Source organism: Knoellia sp. B-D-2 (assembly GCF_057714695.1).
In genome coordinates this window covers 1,544,393-1,562,971 of record NZ_CM173189.1, presented here as the reverse complement: position 1 = coordinate 1,562,971, position 18,579 = coordinate 1,544,393, and the positions used below count along the sequence as shown (strand labels likewise).

Annotated in this window: 16 protein-coding genes, 2 tRNA genes and 1 pseudogene; 10 read left to right on the top strand and 9 right to left on the bottom strand. The window is 70.3% G+C overall.

The genetic code is table 11. The features are described from left to right. Nucleotides 1–136: 136 nt before the first annotated feature. From gyrB to AC3EU2_RS07465, 7 genes are all read left to right on the top strand, one after another. Nucleotides 137–2,203: a DNA topoisomerase (ATP-hydrolyzing) subunit B gene (gene gyrB / locus AC3EU2_RS07495; protein ID WP_488179451.1), complete on the top strand. Its 2,067-nt coding sequence runs from the start codon at nucleotides 137–139 to the stop codon at nucleotides 2,201–2,203. Between the two features lie 237 nt (nucleotides 2,204–2,440). Further along, nucleotides 2,441–5,203: a DNA gyrase subunit A gene (gyrA, locus tag AC3EU2_RS07490; protein WP_488179083.1), complete on the top strand. Its 2,763-nt coding sequence runs from the start codon at nucleotides 2,441–2,443 to the stop codon at nucleotides 5,201–5,203. Nucleotides 5,204–5,415: 212 nt separating this feature from the next. Then, nucleotides 5,416–5,730 (top strand): DUF3566 domain-containing protein, encoded by a 315-nt coding sequence (locus AC3EU2_RS07485; RefSeq protein ID WP_488179082.1) that lies wholly within the window; start codon nucleotides 5,416–5,418, stop codon nucleotides 5,728–5,730. 151 nt (nucleotides 5,731–5,881) lie between these two features. Next, nucleotides 5,882–5,958 (top strand) — tRNA-Ile (locus tag AC3EU2_RS07480). Nucleotides 5,959–5,988: 30 nt separating this feature from the next. Then, nucleotides 5,989–6,153, top strand: a complete 165-nt coding sequence (locus AC3EU2_RS07475) for a DLW-39 family protein (protein ID WP_488179081.1) — start codon at nucleotides 5,989–5,991, stop codon at nucleotides 6,151–6,153. 28 nt (nucleotides 6,154–6,181) lie between these two features. Then, nucleotides 6,182–6,257: transfer RNA gene (locus AC3EU2_RS07470), tRNA-Ala, on the top strand. Between the two features lie 676 nt (nucleotides 6,258–6,933). Next, nucleotides 6,934–8,121, top strand: a complete 1,188-nt coding sequence (locus AC3EU2_RS07465; RefSeq protein WP_488179080.1) for a heparan-alpha-glucosaminide N-acetyltransferase domain-containing protein — start codon at nucleotides 6,934–6,936, stop codon at nucleotides 8,119–8,121. Nucleotides 8,122–8,222: 101 nt separating this feature from the next. On the opposite strand, the gene AC3EU2_RS07460 is transcribed toward AC3EU2_RS07465, so the two are convergent. Next, nucleotides 8,223–8,657: a MarR family winged helix-turn-helix transcriptional regulator gene (locus AC3EU2_RS07460; protein WP_488179079.1), complete on the bottom strand. Its 435-nt coding sequence runs from the start codon at nucleotides 8,655–8,657 to the stop codon at nucleotides 8,223–8,225. An 84-nt stretch (nucleotides 8,658–8,741) separates the two neighbouring features. Between AC3EU2_RS07460 and AC3EU2_RS07455 the strand changes: the two genes are divergently transcribed. Together AC3EU2_RS07455 and AC3EU2_RS07450 are read left to right on the top strand one after the other, a co-directional pair. After that, nucleotides 8,742–9,365: a mycothiol-dependent nitroreductase Rv2466c family protein gene (locus tag AC3EU2_RS07455; RefSeq protein ID WP_488179078.1), complete on the top strand. Its 624-nt coding sequence runs from the start codon at nucleotides 8,742–8,744 to the stop codon at nucleotides 9,363–9,365. A gap of 19 nt (nucleotides 9,366–9,384) precedes the next feature. After that, entirely contained in the window at nucleotides 9,385–10,071 is a 687-nt protein-coding gene (locus AC3EU2_RS07450) for a maleylpyruvate isomerase family mycothiol-dependent enzyme (RefSeq protein WP_488179077.1), read from the top strand. Here AC3EU2_RS07450 and AC3EU2_RS07445 read toward each other — a convergent pair. The 6 genes and pseudogenes from AC3EU2_RS07445 to AC3EU2_RS07420 all read right to left on the bottom strand — a co-directional run. After that, complete coding sequence (locus tag AC3EU2_RS07445) at nucleotides 10,068–11,018, bottom strand: glycoside hydrolase family 130 protein (RefSeq protein ID WP_488179076.1); 951 nt, start codon at nucleotides 11,016–11,018, stop codon at nucleotides 10,068–10,070. The two genes, AC3EU2_RS07450 and AC3EU2_RS07445, sit on opposite strands and share 4 nt — an antisense overlap. Continuing rightward, entirely contained in the window at nucleotides 10,993–11,997 is a 1,005-nt protein-coding gene (locus AC3EU2_RS07440) for a glycosyltransferase family 4 protein (protein ID WP_488179075.1), read from the bottom strand. Before AC3EU2_RS07440 ends, AC3EU2_RS07445 begins: the two co-directional genes overlap by 26 nt. A 7-nt stretch (nucleotides 11,998–12,004) precedes the next feature. Continuing rightward, on the bottom strand, nucleotides 12,005–14,284 hold the full coding sequence (locus AC3EU2_RS07435; RefSeq protein ID WP_488179074.1) for a glycosyltransferase: 2,280 nt from the start codon (nucleotides 14,282–14,284) through the stop codon (nucleotides 12,005–12,007). A gap of 2 nt (nucleotides 14,285–14,286) precedes the next feature. Then, entirely contained in the window at nucleotides 14,287–14,496 is a 210-nt protein-coding gene (locus AC3EU2_RS07430; protein WP_488179073.1) for a hypothetical protein, read from the bottom strand. A 145-nt stretch (nucleotides 14,497–14,641) separates the two neighbouring features. After that, the gene (arr, locus tag AC3EU2_RS07425; protein ID WP_488179450.1) at nucleotides 14,642–15,076 is read right to left on the bottom strand and encodes an NAD(+)--rifampin ADP-ribosyltransferase; all 435 of its coding nucleotides are present in this window, start codon (nucleotides 15,074–15,076) and stop codon (nucleotides 14,642–14,644) included. 24 nt (nucleotides 15,077–15,100) lie between these two features. Then, nucleotides 15,101–15,484 (bottom strand): annotated as a pseudogene (locus AC3EU2_RS07420) (OsmC family protein); the annotation flags it as partial. 73 nt (nucleotides 15,485–15,557) lie between these two features. Here AC3EU2_RS07420 and AC3EU2_RS07415 point away from each other — a divergent pair. Next, nucleotides 15,558–15,956 carry a hypothetical protein gene (locus AC3EU2_RS07415; RefSeq protein WP_488179072.1) on the top strand — a complete coding sequence of 133 codons (399 nt, stop codon included), beginning with the start codon at nucleotides 15,558–15,560 and terminating at the stop codon, nucleotides 15,954–15,956. Between the two features lie 24 nt (nucleotides 15,957–15,980). Here the strand turns inward: AC3EU2_RS07415 and AC3EU2_RS07410 are convergent, their stop codons facing one another. After that, nucleotides 15,981–17,303 carry a glycoside hydrolase domain-containing protein gene (locus AC3EU2_RS07410; RefSeq protein ID WP_488179071.1) on the bottom strand — a complete coding sequence of 441 codons (1,323 nt, stop codon included), beginning with the start codon at nucleotides 17,301–17,303 and terminating at the stop codon, nucleotides 15,981–15,983. Between the two features lie 149 nt (nucleotides 17,304–17,452). Further along, nucleotides 17,453–18,565 carry a PLP-dependent cysteine synthase family protein gene (locus AC3EU2_RS07405; RefSeq protein ID WP_488179070.1) on the bottom strand — a complete coding sequence of 371 codons (1,113 nt, stop codon included), beginning with the start codon at nucleotides 18,563–18,565 and terminating at the stop codon, nucleotides 17,453–17,455. Between the last annotated feature and the right edge of the window lie 14 nt (nucleotides 18,566–18,579).

Here is an 18,579-nt window from a genome sequence, read left to right as displayed (position 1 = left end):
ACGTCGCGCCCAGGGTGCATTTGCGCCCCGGGCGCGCGGCATGAGCCAGACCAGCTGAAGGAGCACCGTGCCCAGCACGCCCGAGGACAACAGCATCGAGACGCCCGAGGCACCCGAGACGACGTCGGCGACGACGCTGGACGGCGCCACACCCGCACCGGCACAGGCCCCGGACCCGTCGGGGCGGACGACCACCCCGGGACGGCAGTCGTCCGCGGTCGCCGAGGACGCGGCATACGACGCCTCGGCGATCACCGTGCTCGAGGGTCTCGAAGCGGTCCGCAAGCGCCCGGGCATGTACATCGGGTCCACGGGTGAGCGCGGCCTGCACCACCTCGTCTGGGAGATCGTCGACAACTCCGTCGACGAGTCGCTCGCCGGGCACGCCGACACGATCGACGTCACCCTCCTCGAGGACGGCGGCGTCCGGGTCACCGACAACGGCCGAGGCATCCCCACGGGCATGAACGAGGCCTACGGCGTCTCCACCGTCGAACTCGTCCTCACCCAGCTCCACGCCGGCGGCAAGTTCGGTGGCGGCGGCTACAAGGTCTCCGGTGGCCTGCACGGCGTCGGCTCGTCCGTCGTCAACGCGCTCGCGACCCGGCTCATCGCCGAGGTCCGCCAGCTCGGGCACGTGTGGCGCATCGAGTTCGACCACGGTGAGCGCATCGCCCCGCTCGAGAAGGTCGGCGAGACCGACGAGACCGGCACGACCATCACGTACTGGGCCGACGACCAGATCTTCGAGACGGTCGTCTACGACTACGAGACGATCCGGGCCCGCTTCCAGCAGATGGCCTTCCTCAACAAGGGCCTGACGATCAACCTCGTCGACGAGCGCGTCCAGGAGAACCCCGAGGACGCCGAGTCCGACGCGGTCGAGGGCAACGAGCGCCGCCAGCGCACGGTCTCCTACCGCTACGACAACGGTCTCGTCGACTACGTCACCCACCTCGTGTCGAGCAAGAAGTCCGAGCCGGTGCACCCCGAGATCATCAGCATCGAGGTCGAGGACCAGGAGCGCGAGCTCAGCCTCGAGCTCGCCATGCAGTGGACGGGCGCCTACAGCGAGTCGGTCCACACCTATGCCAACACGATCAACACCCACGAGGGCGGCACCCACGAGGAGGGCTTCCGCTCCGCGCTCACGAGGATGATCAACGACTTCGCCCGCGAGCAGAACCAGCTCAAGGACAAGGACGAGAACCTCACCGGCGACGACGTCCGCGAGGGCCTCACCGCCGTCATCAGCGTCAAGCTCGGCGAGCCGCAGTTCGAGGGCCAGACCAAGACCAAGCTCGGCAACTCCGAGGTCAAGGGCTTCGTCCAGCGCGCGATGACCGACTCGTTCGGCGACTGGCTCGAGCGCCACCCCGCGGAGGGCCGCGACATCGTCCGCAAGGCGATCCAGGCCGCGACCGCGCGCCTCGCCGCCCGCAAGGCCCGCGAGGCCACCCGCAAGCGCGTTCTGGAGTCCGGCGGCCTGCCGGGCAAGTTGCGCGACTGCCAGGCCAAGGACCCGGCGGTCTCCGAGGTCTACATCGTCGAGGGCGACTCCGCCGGAGGCTCGGCCGTGCGTGGCCGCAACCCGTACAACCAGGCGATCCTCCCGATCCGCGGCAAGATCCTCAACGTCGAGCGCGCCCGCCTCGACCGTGCCCTGGGCAACCAGGAGGTCCAGGCGCTCATCTCCGCGTTCGGCACCGGCATCGGCGAGGACTTCACGATCGAGAAGGCCCGCTACCACAAGATCGTCATCATGGCCGATGCCGACGTCGACGGCATGCACATCCGCACGCTGCTGCTGACGCTGCTCTTCCGGTTCATGAAGCCGCTCATCGAGGCCGGCTACGTCTACCTCGCGCAGCCCCCGCTCTACCGCATCAAGTGGAGCAACGCGGCGCACGAGTTCGCGTTCACCGACCGCGAGCGGGACGCGCTCGTCGCCGAGGGCCAGAGCCGCGGCCGGCGCATGCCCAAGGAGAACGGGATCCAGCGCTACAAGGGTCTCGGCGAGATGGACTACCAGGAGCTGTGGGAGACCACGATGAACCCGGACACCCGGGTCCTGCTCCAGATCACGCTCGACGACGCGGCTGCCGCCGACGAGATCTTCTCGGTCCTCATGGGCGAAGACGTCGAGTCCCGCCGCTCGTTCATCCAGCGCAACGCTCGCGACGTGCGCTTCCTCGACATCTGATGCGTATGCCGTCCGGTCGCGTCACAGACGAACATGCCGTTCGCCGCTGTCCCATCCGACGTTCGCGCGCTGAGCGCGCTCGCGTCTCCCGCCAGGCCCAGCCGGCGGCGAACGGCACGTTCGTCTGCTCGCAGGCACGGCACCTTCCGGCGTGATCACCACACGCACCTCGGCTCGCTCCCGGTTCTTCCGGGCGTGCGGCTCTGATTTGAACTGTACTGAGAGACAAGGGAACTGATGGCTGACGACATCGACGGCATGGACGACCTCGACGTGGAGGACACCGGCGAGCAGGGCTCTGTCGCGCCAGACCGATCCCCGGGTGAGACCGACCGGATCGAGCCGGTCGACCTCAACACCGAGATGCAGCGCTCCTACATCGAGTACGCGATGAGCGTCATCGTGAGCCGCGCGCTGCCGGACGTGCGCGACGGGCTCAAGCCCGTGCACCGCCGCGTGGTCTACGCCATGTACGACGGCGGCTACCGGCCCGACCGCGGCTTCAACAAGTGCAGCCGCGTCGTCGGTGACGTCATGGGCCAGTACCACCCGCACGGTGACGGCGCGATCTACGACGCCCTCGTGCGGCTCGTCCAGGACTGGTCGCTGCGCTACCCCCTCGTGCAGGGCCAGGGCAACTTCGGCAGCCCCGGCGACGACCCCGCCGCCGCCCCCCGGTACACCGAGTGCCGCATGGCGCCGCTGTCGATGGAGCTCGTCCGCGACATCGACAAGAAGACGGTCGACTTCGCCCCAAACTACGACGGCAAGACGATGGAGCCGACGGTCCTGCCGGCCCGCTTCCCCAACCTGCTCGTCAACGGCTCGTCCGGCATCGCCGTCGGCATGGCCACGCAGATCCCCCCGCACAACCTGCGAGAGGTGGCCGCGGCCGCGCAGTGGCAGCTCGAGAACCCGAACGCCTCCCGTGAAGAAGCCCTCGAGGCCGTCATGTCGCGGGTGCACGGCCCGGACTTCCCCACCGGCGCGCTCATCATGGGCCGCAAGGGCATCGACGACGCCTACCGCACGGGACGCGGCTCGATCATCATGCGAGCGGTCGTCGAGGTCGAGGAGATCCAGGGCCGGCAGTGCCTCGTCATCACCGAGCTGCCCTACCAGGTCAACCCGGACAGCCTCGCCCAGAAGATCGCCGAGCACGTCAAGGACGGCCGCCTCCACGGCATCGCCGACATCCGCGACGAGACCTCCGGCCGCACCGGCCAGCGCCTCGTCATCGTGCTCCGCCGAGACGCGATCGCCAAGGTCGTGCTCAACAACCTCTACAAGCAGACCCAGCTGCAGACCTCCTTCGGCGCGAACATGCTCGCGCTCGTCGACGGGGTGCCCCGAACGCTGCCGATCGACTCGTTCATCCGCTACTGGGTGGACCACCAGATCGACGTCATCCAGCGCCGCACGGCCTTCCTCCTCAAGGAGGCCGAGGACCGCATCCACATCCTGCGCGGGCTGCTCAAGGCGCTCGACCTGCTCGACGAGGTCATCGCCCTCATCCGCCGCTCCCCGACGGCCGAGGCGGCGCGTGACGGCCTCATCGAGCTCCTCGAGATCGACGAGATCCAGGCACGCGCGATCCTCGAGCTCCAGCTGCGTCGCCTCGCGGCGCTCGAGCGCCAGAAGATCATCGACGAGCACGACTCGATCCAGCGCGAGATCGAGGACTACGAGGACATCCTCGCCAAGCCCGACCGCCAGCGGACGATCATCTCCGAGGAGCTGGCCGACATCGTCGCGAAGTACGGCGACGACCGCCGCACCGTCATCCACGGCTTCGACGGTGACATGTCGATGGAGGACCTCATCCCCGAGGAGGACGTCGTCGTGACGATCACCCGGGGCGGCTACGCCAAGCGCACCAAGGTCGACGCCTACCGCTCGCAGAAGCGCGGCGGCAAGGGTGTCAAGGGCGCATCGCTGCGGGGCGAGGACGTGGTCGCGCACTTCTTCACGACGACCTCGCACCACTGGCTGCTGTTCTTCACCAACCTTGGCCGGGTCTACCGGGCGAAGGCGTACGAGCTGCCGGACGCGAGCCGTGACGCCAAGGGCCAGCACGTCGCCAACATCATGGCGTTCCAGCCCGACGAGCAGATCGCCCAGGTGCTGGCGCTCAAGGACTACCAGCAGTCGCCCTACCTCGTGCTGGCCACCCGGAACGGGCTCGTCAAGAAGACCCGGCTCTCCGAGTACGACTCGCCCCGTTCGGGCGGCCTCATCGCCGTCAACCTGCGCGACGGCGACGAGCTCGTCGGCGCCGGTCTGACGTCTTCCGCCGACGACCTGCTGCTCGTCTCCCGCACGGGACAGTCGGTCCGTTTCCACGCTGACGACGCAACGCTGCGTCCCATGGGTCGCTCGACGTCCGGTGTCACCGGCATGAAGTTCCGCGGCGACGACTCGCTCCTCGCGATGTCGGTCATCGACGACGGCACGGACCCCGACGTCTTCGTCGTCTTCGAGACGGGAATGGCCAAGCGCTCCAAGGCCTCGCAGTGGAACGTCAAGGGTCGCGCGATCCTCGGTGTCACCGTCGCGAAGCAGACCGAGAAGGGTGGCGACCTCGTCGGCGCCCTCACCGTGGACGAGGACGACGAGGTCATGGTCGTCTTCGAGCGCGGCAACATCGTCCGCTCTCGGGTCGACGAGGTCCGCCTGACCGGCCGCAACACCGGTGGTGTCTGGTTCGCCAAGCCCAACAAGAACGACGCGATCGTGGGCGTGGCCCGCAACGCCGAGAAGGTCGTCGAGGAGGAGGTCGCCGAGGCCGACGCCGACGGGGTCTCCCCGGTCGACGGCACCCCGGTCGACCCGCCCATCGAGGCCGCCGCCGAGATGGCCGGCGACCCCGTCTCGACGGGCGGTGACGACACGTCCCCGGTCGCCGGTGCGGAGGATGACCTCGGCACGAGCGATGGCGTACCGTCGTCCACCATGGACGACGCCACTGGCGACGACGAGCGTGACGGAGACGACGAGTGAGCACGGCAGACCAGGCAGGGACCTCGATGCGATCGGCGTCGGGCTCCTCGTCTCCGGAGCCCACCCGGCCCATGACCCGCTCCGGGTCCGACACCAGCAGCGCCAACAGTTCCAGCACGCTGGCGCCAGCATCACCGGCACCAGCGTCGGTTCAGGCCGCGCGCGGTCGTCGCGTCCGGCTCACCGTCTCGAGGGTTGACCCGTGGTCGGCGATGAAGATGTCGTTCCTGCTGTCGGTCGCCCTGGGCATCGCCGGCGTCGTCATGGTCTCCGTGCTGTGGATGATCCTCGCCGGCATGGGCGTCTTCGACCAGGTCAACGGCCTCGTCGGCCAGATCATCCAGGACGGCGAGAACACCTTCGACATCATGGACTTCCTCGGCTTCGGCCGGGTCGTCTCGCTCGCGATCGTCGTCGGCGTCATCGACGTCATCCTCATGACGGCACTCGCGACGCTGGCCGCGTTCCTCTACAACGTGTCGAGCAGCCTCGTCGGCGGCCTCCAGCTCACCCTCACCGACGACTGACCGGACCACCCACATCCGGTATGCCGTCCGCTCGCGTGGGGTCCCACGCTCCGCGTGGGCGCGGGCGGCATACCGTTTTGTGGGTAGACGGGACGGTGGGGTAACCTCGTCTCTCGCGCCGCCCTGAAGGTGGCGCCGCCGGATCGGCGACGGGCCTATAGCTCAGACGGTTAGAGCGCTTCCCTGATAAGGAAGAGGCCAGAGGTTCAAGTCCTCTTAGGCCCACCATCCGATCATCGACCCGCTGAGGTGGCTTGCGTGAAGAAGATCCTCGTCGTCGCGTTGACCGCGCTGACCGCCGGCATCGTCAAGAAGAAGCTCGACGCCCAGGGCGCCGACCAGCGACTGTGGGCCGAGGCCACTGGCGGTGGTGGGGTGAGCGGGACGGACCTGCCCGCGACCACCCCTGCCGGCCAGAACTGAATCACCCGCGTGGCGCCCGCGTCACCGAGGGGCCATGGCGCAATTGGTAGCGCACCTGCTTTGCAAGCAGGGGGTTAGGGGTTCGAGTCCCCTTGGCTCCACCACAGGTCAAAGCCCCTTTTCCAGTTCTGGGAAGGGGCTTTGCCGGTCCTGTGCAGCAGCAAAGTGCAGCAGTGCGGTCGCTGACTCTGCAGTCTCCGACGGCACGAACGACTTCCCGAGTCGGGCCAGTGCGGCCCTGGTGCTCGCCGGCGCCCCTGCGCGTAGATGTCCATCGTCACCGCGATCTGGGAGTGGCGGAGGATCTGCACCTACCAGCCTCGACGCTGGTCCGGTCGTGGATCCTCGAGCGGCTCGAGAAGGAAGAGTCGGCCTGAGCCACATCGAAGAGTGCAGCCGCAAAGTGCGGCAGCAGTGCCCGGAGTCCCTGTCCCTCAGCGCCTTTCAGCGTGGCGCTCGTGCTCAGAAGTGCAACACAATAGGTCCGGCGTCCTTGCAAGCAGGGGGCTAGGGGTTCGAGTCCCCTTGGCTCCGCCGCACGTCACTCATCGACGTTCCCTCTTGCGCGGAGCCTCCCTCCGCGCACGATCCGTGTCCCACGCTTCTTGGGACACCCTCTCGCCGCAACCCTGTTCACTGCGCTCTCCCTCATCGCCGGCTCCCGTCGCCAAGTCCAGCTGGCCACGAGCCGGCTCGCCATCGGACTGCCCTGAAGATCTGGTTGTCACTTCCTGCCGGCCGTCACCTCCGATGGGTGCCCTGAGCGCTAGGGTGCCGGTCGTGCCCGCCGCCACTGCCACTGACACCGCCACTCGCACCGACACTGACGCTGTGCCGGTGGCCGGGAGCACTGCCCGGCCGGTGAGCTCCTCTCGGCGACGCCCGAGCCTGGACATCGCCCGGGGCCTGATGCTCGTGGTGAGCGTGGCGGTAAATGCCTGGCTGACGATGCCTGCATCCTTCAAGCACGCCGCCTGGGCAGGGGTGAACGCGGTGGACCTGGTGTTCCCGGTGTTCGTGACCCTGTCCGGTGCGGGGCTGGGGTACGCCTTCGCTCGGCGCGTGGCGGTGAGAACGACGCTGAGGCGGTTCGCGGTGCTGCTCGTCGTGGGCCTGCTGTACAACGCGATCATTCAGTACGGGTCCACTGCCACCTTCTCGCTCGCGACGCTGCGGTGGACCGGTGTGCTGCAGCTCTACGCCGTGATCGTGCTTCTCGTGGCATTGATGCACCTGATCACCCGCTCGTGGATCGGGTGGCTGCTCATGGCCGTGGTCCTGGCCGGGCTGTACACCACCTGGTTGTGGTACTTCGCGTCCACGTGCCCCGGCGCCGAACTGACCCTCCAGTGCAATCCCTCTGGTGCTGTCGACCCCGTCGTCTTCGGTCGGCAGCACCTCTACGGCTCGGGGGAGGCCGGCCACGACCCGGAGGGCGTGTTCACCATCCTGGGTGCCCTCATCAGCGCCAGCGTGGGAGCGACCGCCGCCCACCTGCTGATCGCTCACCGACACCGACCGTCGTGGGCCCTGCTGCGCGGTGCGGTCATCACCATCGGGGTTCTGGGCGCCGGCGTCCTCATGACCAGCCAGCTCACCATCACGGCCAAACGGCTGTGGACCCCGCCGTTCGGGCTGAGCATCGCCTTGGCCACCGTCGGGGCGCTGTGGCTGCTGGCGCTGCTGTTCGACTACTGGCCCCGCACCCCCAAGGTCATGGGCTACCTCACCTACCCCTTGGTCGCGCTCGGGCGCAACAGTCTCTTGGTCTACTTCGGCTCGCACATCCTGATGTTCCTGCTGATCGTGTCGCGCCCTCGTTCGTCCGAGCTGTCCTGGGCCAAGGAGCTGACCATCTCCCTCTCCGGCAGCGCCGACGACGTCCTCCCCCTCGTCCTGGCCGCCATCACCTTCTGGACACTGCTCAGCATGCTCCTGCACCGCAAGCAGCTCTACCTGCGTCCCTGAGGAAGCGGACCACTCGCCGCCGTCTCGCGCTGCCGGCGGTGCTGTTCCAGCGGATCGTGTCCTCGGGAGGCGGCTCGACCCTGCGCGCTGGAGGGGGTGGACTACCGGTACGGGTCGGTGATCTCGCGCAGTGCGGTGAGCGCCTCACGCAGCTGCGCCATGCGCTTCGGGCCGAGGTGCGCCTCCCACTCGGCTTCGATGCGTGCCTCCTCGGCTCGGGCGATCGGGATGACGGCCTCGGCGCGTGCGGTCATCCGCACCAGTCGCGCCCGACCGTCGGTGGGGTCGGGGACCCGTTCCACGTAGCCGGCTCGCTCGAGCTTGTCGACGATGGCCGTGGCCGTCTGCTTGGCGATCTGCGCCCGGTCGGCCAGGACGCTGAGCCGGGTGCCCCCCGGGTCGAGACCCATCGTCAGCCTGCTCTGCGCGATCGTCACGTCGGTGAAGCCGGCGTCCTGCAGGCTCCTGAAGATGCGGTCGGCAGCGGCTCGCGACGAGATGAACATCAGCAGGCTGGTCGGCAGCTCGCGTTCCATCGGACCCCTTCACATAGTCCCATGAACGAACTATAGTAGTTCGATCATGGGACTATTCTAGCGAGGTGGGTCGAGATGGAACCCGTGAACGACACGGCGATCGTCGACCTGTGGTTCGACCCGGTCTGCCCCTACTCCTGGACGGCGTCGCGGTGGCTGCACGAGGTCGGGCGGAGCCGGCAACTGCAGGTTCGGCATCACCTCCTCAGCCTGTACGTCCTCAACGAGCACCGCACCGACATCACACCGGAGTACCGCCGCACCACCGAGACCACACGCGGCCCGGCGCGCGTCGCGATGGCCGCGGTCACCCGCTTCGGCGAGGAGGTCCTGGGCGGGTTCTACACCGCCTTCGGGAAGCGCGTCTTCGACGAGTGGCGTCGCCCTGATCCGGCCGAGTACCACGTCGCCCTCCGTGGCGCACTCGCCGAGGTCGGCCTCCCCGCGGACCTCGAGGACGCCATGGAGTCCGGCGATCACGACGAGGCACTCCGACACAGCCACGACACCGGCCTCGCCCTCGTCGGCGGCGACGTCGGCACCCCCATCACGTGCATCGACGGCCGCGCGTTCTACGGCCCGGTGCTCAACGCCATCCCGCGAGGTGACGACGCGCTGACCGTCTTCGACGGCGCACGGCTGCTCGCGGCATACCCGCAGTTCTTCGAGCTCAAGCGGACCCGCCTGAGCCCACCGGTCTTCACCTGAGGGAGGAACAATGACCACGATGACGACAACCCAGGCCGATGCGGTGTGGGCCGCGATCGACGACCAGCGCGAACGCACTGCGGACATGCTGGAGCACCTCACCGACGAGCAGTGGGAGCATCCGTCGCTGTGCGAGGGCTGGACCGTCCGCCACGTCGCCACCCACCTGACCCTCCAGCGGCAGCACGTGAGCGACGTCGCCGCCCTCGTCTCGGCCAACCCGGTCCTCCTGCGCAGCCTGACGCTCAACCGGATGATCCACGACTCGGCCGTCCTGCGAGCCCGTCAGCTCGAGACCGACGAGATCATCCAGCGGATCCGGGTCGGGATCGGGTCGCGCCGGCACAACTCCTTCGTCACGCCGCTCGAGACCCTCACCGACATCCTCGTCCACAGCCAGGACATGGCGATCCCGCTCGGCGTGGACCTCGCCATGCCCCCGGAGGCCTGTGCGGTCGCGGCCACCCGGCGGTGGGACACCCGCCGGAGCTGGATGTCCGCGGTCTTCCGCCGGCTGCCGCTCGCCGGATACCGCCTCAGCGCCACCGACATCGACTGGACCCGCGGTCACGGCGGCGAGGTGACCGGAACGGTCGGGGCCCTGCTGCTTCTCATCACCGGCCGCCCCGCCTCCCTCGACCGGCTCACCGGGGCCGGCGCCGAGGCGCTGCGCAACACGCAGGAAGCCAAGCGCGAGAACCTCTAGTCGCACCGCGACAGCAGGTCCATCACCTCCGACATCGTCGACTCGGCCATCGCGACGACGGAGTCCGCGCCGCCGTAGTAGAGGCGCAGCGAGTCCGTGATCGGGTCGTGCAGCCAGCCGCACGGGAACACGACACCCGGCACGTCACCCTGCAACTCATAGGGCGTCACCGGCCCGAGGAACCACTCCCGCGACCGCTTGAGCACCACCCGCGGGTCGTCGAGGTCGAGCAGCGCCAACCCGACGCGGTAGAGCTGGCCCGCCACGGTCTCCCGCACCCCGTGGTACGCGACCAGCCATCCCTCGGGCGTCTCGATCGGCGGCGGTCCCATCCCGATCCGGGCGCTGTCCCACATGCCCGCCCGCGCCCGGAAGACCGGCTCCGGTGCGAGCCAGCTCCGCAGGTCCGTCGAGCGGGACATCCAGATGTCGGCGTGGTTGCCCACGACCGTCCGGGGGCGGTGGAAGAGGACGAAGTGGCCGTCGATCCGGCGGGGCAGCAGCGCCGCGTTCTTGTCCTCGGGTGGGCAGACCACCCCGATGCGTTCGGCGGTCCGGAAGTCGGTCGTCGTCGCCAGCGAGACCGCCGGCCCGGTCGGTCCGTACGCCGTGTAGGCGATGACCCACAGCCCCAGCTCGTCGACCCGGGTGATCCGCGGGTCCTCCGCCCCCCACAACTCCGTCGGATGGTCCTCCGAGGGGTGGATCAGCGGCTCGGTGTCGATGGACCAGCCGTTGAGCCCGTCCGAGGAGCGGGCGACGCTGAGGTGGCTGCGACCCTGGAAGTCCTCCACCCGGCACACGAGGATCGTCTGCTCACCGTCGTGAGCGGCCGCAGGGTTGAACACGGCGTTGACCGGATAGGGCCAGTCGTCGGCCGTGAGCAGGGGGTTCGCGACCGCCCTGCGGAAGACCCTCTGCTCACCGGGGTGCCACGACTCTGGCATAGACCCCAAGGTAGTCCTCGACCATGCGCGATGCGCTGAATCGGGAGACGCCGCGCTCGCGACACGCACGCCGGTCCAGGGCCACCGCGGTCCCGACGGCGGCCACGGCCTCGTCGACGTCGGACACGAGGCAGCCGGTGACCCCCTCGTCGACGACCTCGGGCATCGACCCGCGCCGGAACGCCACCACCGGTGTGCCACAGACCATCGACTCGACGACCGACAGCCCGAACGGCTCGTCGAAGGCGACCGGGTGCAGCAGCGCCGCGGCTGCGCCGAGCACCCGCGCCCTCTCCGTCGGCCCGACCGGCCCGAGGAAGTCGACTCCGTCGCCGTCGACGTGCGGGGCGACCTCCTCGTCGAAGTACCTCTCGTCGTGGACGATCCCGCACAGGACGAGGCGCCGACCCGCCCGCCGCGCGATGGCGATCGCCTCGGCGACGCCCTTGTCGGGGTGGATCCGGCCGAGCGACACGAGGTCGTCGCCCCCCGGCCCGAACGGCAGCGCCTCGACGTCGACGCCGTGGTGGACGGTGGCGACGTAGTCCAGGTCAGGGGACCGGTCGGAGTCCGAGATCGAGACGTACGCGGACCTCGCGTGTCGATAGGCGGGGAGTATGCCGGGTGCCGAGAACCCGTGGATGGTCGTGACGAGCGGCGCCCGGAAGGCATGCGAGAAGGCGAGGGGCAGCCAGTCGAGGTGGTTGTGGACGAGGTCGAAATCCCCGGAACGCTCGAGGACGTGGGCGACGTGGAGCGCCTCCCAGACGCGACCATCCATGCTGGGGTCCTCGGAGTACCCGTGCGCGGCGACGGCGTCGAGCAGAGCCCGGGTCCGGGAGTCGGCGGTGGCGAAGAGGGTGACGTCGACGCCGCGGTCCGCGAGTCCGTCGGCGAGGAGCCCGGCCACCTGCTCCCAGGGTCCGTAGTGCTGAGGAGGGGTGCGCCAGCTGATCGGACCGAGGATCCCGACCCTCACCGACCCGTCACTCGTCCCCTCCGGAGGGCAGCAGGTCGACGGAGTCCAGGGCCAGCCAGGCCTGGAAGTAGGACAGCGTCGACTCGGCGCCCTGGTTCCGGTTGAGGCCGCGCGAGCTGACGCCGTCGTGGCACCCGCCGCTCACTTCGTCGTAGAGCGCCACCCCCCAGCGGTTCCGGCCGTGGAACCACGCGAAGGCGTTGCGGGCCCGGCGGGCGAAGACCGTCGAGCCGGTGGCCCGGTAGGCCTCCACGCACGCCTCCACCAGCGCCGCGGCGTCGACGCACTGCTCGTCGCCCTCGTCCCAGTCCGGGTCGTGCGGGTCGTGGGGCGCCGACTCGCGCCGCCGCCAGTGGTTGCCGACGAGCACCACCGCGCCGGAGTCCACGGCGCACTGCCCGCAGTACCACTCGAGCGCCTCCAGCCCGAGGCGCAGCTGCTCGGCGTGGCGTTGGGAGGCGCCGGCGGCGATGAGCGCCTGTGCGAGCCGCCCGTTGTCGTAGGTGAGCTCGTCCTGGAACCACTCCCACTCCGGGGAGACGTTGGCGGTGTAGCGCGCGGCCAGCTCGGCGGCGAGGTGCCGCAAAAGGCGGCGGCCGGGCTCGTCGAGGTGCTCCCCCGGGAGGCGGGTCAGGCCGAGGACGGCGAACGCGGCCGCCCGGGGGTCGCGCAGAGACGGCTCGGTCGAGACGATGTCGTGCAGCAGTCCTCGGGCCCACGGGGCGACACCGCCGGGATCGGCCCCCAGGTCACCGAGGGCCCAGATCGCCCGGCCGAGGTGGTCGCCAGGGTGCGGCTCGTCGAGCCACCGGCCCGAGACCTCCCGCACGTTGCGCATCTGCCCGCTGACGTCGTCCCAGGCCTCGTCGAGGAACGTCATGCACCGGCGGACGACGAGGCCCAGCACCCCCGGGTCCGATCCGGGATCGCGCCGCTCCAGCGCCGCGGCCACCAGGCCCAGCCGGGTGACGTCGTCGACGCAGTACCCGGTCGACCGGTCGGGCTCCCGGCCGACGGCGTGCTGAACGATCCCCCCGACCTCGACGAGCCGCAGGAGGTGGGTCAGTGGCGGGATGGAGCGCAGCGGGACGGAGCCGTTGGTCGCCGTGGCGAGCACCTTGGTCATCTCCCGGCCGACCTCGGGCCAGGTGTACTGGCTCCCGACGCGGTATGCGGTCCGCGACGCCTCGCGCAGCAGCTCCTCGTCACCGAGGAGCTCGACGAGGGCGGCGGCCGTGCCGGCAGGGTCGTCGAACGTGACGAGCCGGCCGGCGCCGGTCGAGAGCAGCTCGGTGGCGTAGAAGTACGGTGTCGAGACGACCGCGCACCCCGCGACGAGCGCGAAGGTGAGCACGCCGGACACCACCTGCTCCGCGTGCCGGTAGGGCGTGACGAAGACCTCCGTGTGGGTGAGGAGGTCACGGATGTCATCGTCGGTGAGGTAGCGGTCGAGGAAGAGGACGTGCTCCTCCAGGCCCAGCTCGGCGGTGAGGCGCTGCAGCCCTTCGCGGTAGCGCTCGCCGTCCTGGCGCACGACCTCGGGGTGGGTGCGGCCGGCGACGACGTAGAGGGCGTCCGGGTGGGCGTCGGCGACCGTCCGCATGGCGCGGATCGCGACCTCCAGCCCCTTGCTCGCCGACAGCAGCCCGAACGTGGACAGCACCCGTCGTCCTTCGTATGCCGCGAGCTCCGGGATCGTGGACCGCTGCGTCTCGCGGTTCGGCACCCCGGTGGAGGGCCGGAACGGCTGGAGGTCCTCCGGCGCTCCGTGGTTGACCACGGCGACGCGGCTCCACGGCACCAGCCCGCTGCGGACGAGCTGGTCGCGCGCGAGCGCCGTGAACACGGTGACCTGGGCCGCGCCGTCGACGACACCGCGCAGCACGGCGCGCTGGCGGGGGCTCGGCTCGAGCAGCAGGGTGTGCAGGGTGACGACATAGGGCACGGTGAGTGCGGCGAGCAGGTCGAGGAGGTTGCCCCCGGCGTCCCCGCCGAAGATCCCGTACTCGTGCTGGACGAGGACGACGTCCACGCCGCTCTCGTTGAGGACCCGGGCGGCGCGCGGGTAGTCCTCCCGGTCGTGCTGGCGCAGCGTGAGCAGGACCTCGGGCCCGCGTGGGCCGTCCGGGTCCGGCGCGGCGAGGGCGTCCGGGGAGTCGTCGAGCACTGCCGCGACGAGCACCTCGACCGAGCTGTCCGCGGCGAGGACGGCGTGGCGCAGGTCCGTCGTGAAGGTCGCCAGCCCGCAGCGCCGGGGCGGATAGGTGGACAGGACCGCGACCCTCATGGTCACGTCCCCGACCCGTCGCCGGGGTCGGGGTCGGGGAGGCGCGGCTGCGACATCGCGTCGCCGCCACCCTCGTCGCCGCCGTCCTCCCGCTCGAACGCCCCCTCGAGCCGCTCGAGAGGGTCGACGTAGCCGGGTGGGGCCGGGGGGTCCGGTGTGACCGGAGGGAAGGTGGTGCCGTCGGGCCGCAACCGGGATGTGTGGTGGTTCATGGGTATCTCCTCCCCCTGTTCATTCCCCGAAGAGGGGGAGGCCAAACCGTGGAGTGACGGTTCACCCTGCGCTGCGGAGGAGGTACGCCGCCAGGGTGAGCATGACCACACCGATGGGGGAGAAGCCGGAGGCTTCGTGAGCGACTCAGTCGTCGACGGCCTCGACGCCCTGCCGGTCGAGCGCCGCGAGGTGCTCCCGCATCGTCCCCAGCACCTCCGGCGGGTGCGGCTCCCAGTCGAGCACCTCGCGGACGACGCGCACCGGGTGGCGCGTGCGGTAGGACCGCGTCGGGTTGCCCGGGAACCTCATGTTCGTGAGGTTGGGGTCGTCCTGGAGGGGGCCGGTCGGCTCCACCTCGTAGACACGCCCGCGTCCCTCACCCACCGCGAGCTCGGCGCCCCACGTGGCCGCGTCGAGCGTGGCGCTGACGTAGACGTGGTTGGCCTCACGGCGTTCGCCGAAGTTCGAGGCGTAGCCGGGCACGAGCACGTCCTCCGCGACGAGGTCGGCCTTCGTGCCGTGGAAGAACGGCCCCGGGTCCGAGACGGCGGACGGCCGTGGCTCGTGGCCCGAGCGGATCCGGGTGCCGGTCAGCCGGACCACGGCGCCGTGCCGCAGCGCCGATGGGATCTCGGCGACGTCCTCGACCCGCGCGACGAGGTCGCGCAGGGCGGGCTCCGAGGCGTTGCTCTCGACCTCGACCCGGTACGCCACCCCCGTCGACCGGCTCGGGTCCCCGCCGAACCCGCCGTCGGCGACCACCCGCACCCGGGTGAGCACGATCCCCCGGGCCCTCGCCTCTCGGAACAGGTCGTTCGACACGCAACCCGCGACGGCCAGGTGGAGCAGGTGTCCACCCGTGAACCCGTCCACCGACGCGACGTGCGACTGGCCCGTGTGCCCGTTGCGCACCTCGACGACGAGGGGACCGGCCTCCCCGATCGTCCCGTCGCCCGTGGTCTCCACCACTGCCTCGAAGTCACCCATGATCCGACTGTCCCAGAGGTCCGCGGAGGAGGTGTGGTCAACGGGGGTGCCCGGACCGGGATACCTTGCAAACATGAGCAATGACTGCAAGCACGGTTTGAACCCCGCGTGGTGCGCCTCGTGCCGAGGTGACGACGACCGTGCGCTGTCGCCCGCAGGAGGACGCAACGTCTACGGCGACGGCATGCAGGCCCAGGTGGACCGACTGTGCCGGCAGCTCGGGATCCCGATGGTCAAGGTGGGCGCCCTGAGCACCCTGCCGCCGGAGGTGTTCACGGCTGCGGCCGAGGCCTGCGGGGTGGAGCCCGGCACGATCCCCGAGACCGCGGCCGCCATCGCCGCGAAGTCCGGCGTGCGGTGGACCTCCGCCTGTGACAACCGGGCCACGCCCAAGGGCGCGGCCACCGAGGTCACCCGTGAGGGCCTCATCGTGCTCAACCGCGCCGTCGGCGTGATGCTCGCCCGCGCCTAGCCGTGTCCAGACCCACGGCGAGGGTCACGGGCAGCGGGGGACGGGTGAGCTGTAGGTCGTGTTCGAGGCGTTGGACACGTAGTAGTCGCTGAGCCACCGGCCGTCGACGAGCTGGTTCCACACCCGTGTCGTGCCGACCAGTGTGCCCGCCTTCTGGCACGCCACGTACGCGAGCGCGCCACCCTGCAGCGAGCCGTTGACGGCATACGTCGTGCCCGGTCCGGCGCGGGTATTGACGGGCGTCCCGATCGTGATCTGGCCCGGGTAGGAACAGCGCTGCAGCGGCGCGCTGAAGGTCGTCCCCGACGGCGTGGAGACGTAGCGGTCCGAGACGTAGCCACCGGTGCTGATGCGGTCCCACACCGAAGTCGTCCCGACCACCTGCCCGCGGGCTTGGCAGATGACCGACACGGTGGAACCCGAGGCCAGCGAACCGATGACCGGATAGGCGCTCGACGGACCGCTGCGGACATTGAGGGTGCCGGAGCTCGTGACGCGGTAGGGCCGAGCGACCGTTGCCACCGGACCCCGGATGATGTCGCTGTCGATGATGATGGTCACCCCGCCCCAGGTCTCGGGGTGGTCGCCGCGGTACTGCTTGGCGCGCTGCCACTCGGCCCAGAGGCCGTTGCCGGCGGTCGGCCAGTTCACTGTGGTCGCGACGTTGTCCCAGCGCGCCATCCAGATGGCGTCCGGCCGCGCCAGGGTCGTCGACAGGTAGCTGGCCGCGAGGTCACGCACCCCCGAGTCCTGGTGTGCGTAGACGCCGGCGAGGAAGCCGGACCGGTGCAGGGCCCGCGTCCACTCCGACACGTAGGTGCGCACGGCGGTGGTGCACCCGGCGGCGGCCCGGTTGTAGTGCTCGACGTCGGCGTAGAGAGCGCTGCCGGGCAGCAGACCGAGGGCGCGGGCCTTCGCGACCGCGTCGGCGCCGTCCGCCGCACCCCGGGCAGCCGCGCTGCTGGCGGTGTACCGGTAGGTCTTGGTCCCGAAGATGCAGAACGGCTGGTCGCCCATGTAGGTCGGGACGAGGAACCACCCACCCGCCGTCGCGCTGCGCACCCAGGCAGCCGTGAGGTTGGGCTGGGGGCAGGCCCGGTTGCGCCCCCCGAAGTAGATGTTGACGCCGCTGTACGGTGCCCGCCCCTTCCACGCGGACAGGGCGGACGGTGAGGGCGCCGTGCACGTGTCGAAGAACTGCGCGGACACGCGCGTTGCCGACGACGCCGCGGGGTAGCTCGCGGGCGTGCTCGGGTCGGCGGCCGCTGGAGTCGGCAGGACGGTGCCGACCGCCAGGGCGGTGAGGACTGCGGCCAGCCAGGCCGCGGCGCGTCGTGCAGGGCTCATGGTCCACCTCCAGCGGACCGCACCGGGCGCGCGGCCCCACCCCTTCCATGATCCGCCTCGAGGGCGCCCGGCCACAGAGGTTGAGACAACTGGTCGGTGACAATTTCGGAGGACCTGACGTCATCACCACGTCGAGCAGATGACCGCGCTCAGCCCAACCAGACGCCGTCGTCCCACGCGGACGCCAGCACGCCGGCATACCGCGCGAGGTCGTGACCCTTGCCCGCCACCCACGCGTCGGAGTTGTAGGTCTCGTCGTAGCGGTCGCCGCGGTCGCACACGAGCGTGACGATCGAGCCGCGCTCGCCGGCTGCCTGCATCTCCGCGGCCAGCCGCAGCGCGCCGTAGATGTTGGTGCCGGTGGACGGCCCCGCGTGGATCCCGGTGCGCTCGCGCAGGAACCGCGTCGCGGCGATCGACGCGCAGTCGGGCACCCCGAGCATCCGATCGACGACGAGCGGCAGGAACGACGGCTCGAGCCGCGCCCGCCCGATCCCCTCGATCCGCGACGGCTCGAGCCGGGCCTCCCCGTCGCCCTGCCACGCCGGCAGGAAGGCCGAGTGCTCCGGGTCGACGACGCACACCCGGGTGTCGAGCGCCTGGTAGCGCACGAAGCGGCCGATCGTCGCAGAGGTCCCGCCGGTGCCGGCGCCGACGACGATCCAGGTCGGGACCGGGTGCTCCTCGAGCGCCATCTGCTCGAAGATCGACTCGGCGATGTTGTTGTTGCCGCGCCAGTCCGTCGCCCGCTCGGCGTTGCTGAACTGGTCGAGGTAGACGCCGCCGGCCTCGTCCGCCACCCGCCGCGCCTCGTCGTAGACCGTCGTGGGGTCCTCGACCAGGTGGCAGCGACCCCCCTCCCGCTCGATTAGCGCGATCTTCGCGGGCGAGGTGCTCGAGGCCATCACCGCGATGAACGGCACCCCGAGCATCTGCGCGAAGTGCGCCTCGCTCACCGCCGTCGAGCCGGACGACGCCTCGACGACCGTCGTGCGCGGGCCGATGATCCCGTTGCAGAGGCCGTAGAGGAACAGCGAGCGGGCGAGCCGGTGCTTGAGGGAGCCGGTCGGGTGCGTCGACTCGTCCTTGAGGTAGAGGTCGACGCGGCCGCAGCCGGGCAGGTGCACCTTGATGAGGTGGGTGTCCGAGGTCCGCGTCGCGTCGGCGCGCAGCTTGCGGATCGCTCCCTGCACCCAGGCCCGGTCGGGCTCGGTCCGCAGCCCGGTGTCGACGAGCGGGGTCGGGGCGGTCGGCGATGACATGCGGCTCAACCTAT

Coding starts and splice junctions, on each gene's coding strand:
- gyrA (WP_488179083.1), top strand. CDS start 2,441: ATGGCTGACGACATCGACGGCATGGACGACCTCGACGTGGAGGACACC.
- AC3EU2_RS07485 (WP_488179082.1), top strand. CDS start 5,416: ATGAAGATGTCGTTCCTGCTGTCGGTCGCCCTGGGCATCGCCGGCGTC.
- AC3EU2_RS07460 (WP_488179079.1), bottom strand. CDS start 8,657: ATGGAACGCGAGCTGCCGACCAGCCTGCTGATGTTCATCTCGTCGCGA.
- AC3EU2_RS07450 (WP_488179077.1), top strand. CDS start 9,385: ATGACGACAACCCAGGCCGATGCGGTGTGGGCCGCGATCGACGACCAG.
- AC3EU2_RS07445 (WP_488179076.1), bottom strand. CDS start 11,018: ATGCCAGAGTCGTGGCACCCCGGTGAGCAGAGGGTCTTCCGCAGGGCG.
- AC3EU2_RS07435 (WP_488179074.1), bottom strand. CDS start 14,284: ATGAGGGTCGCGGTCCTGTCCACCTATCCGCCCCGGCGCTGCGGGCTG.
- AC3EU2_RS07430 (WP_488179073.1), bottom strand. CDS start 14,496: ATGAACCACCACACATCCCGGTTGCGGCCCGACGGCACCACCTTCCCT.
- AC3EU2_RS07415 (WP_488179072.1), top strand. CDS start 15,558: ATGAGCAATGACTGCAAGCACGGTTTGAACCCCGCGTGGTGCGCCTCG.
- AC3EU2_RS07410 (WP_488179071.1), bottom strand. CDS start 17,303: ATGAGCCCTGCACGACGCGCCGCGGCCTGGCTGGCCGCAGTCCTCACC.
- AC3EU2_RS07405 (WP_488179070.1), bottom strand. CDS start 18,565: ATGTCATCGCCGACCGCCCCGACCCCGCTCGTCGACACCGGGCTGCGG.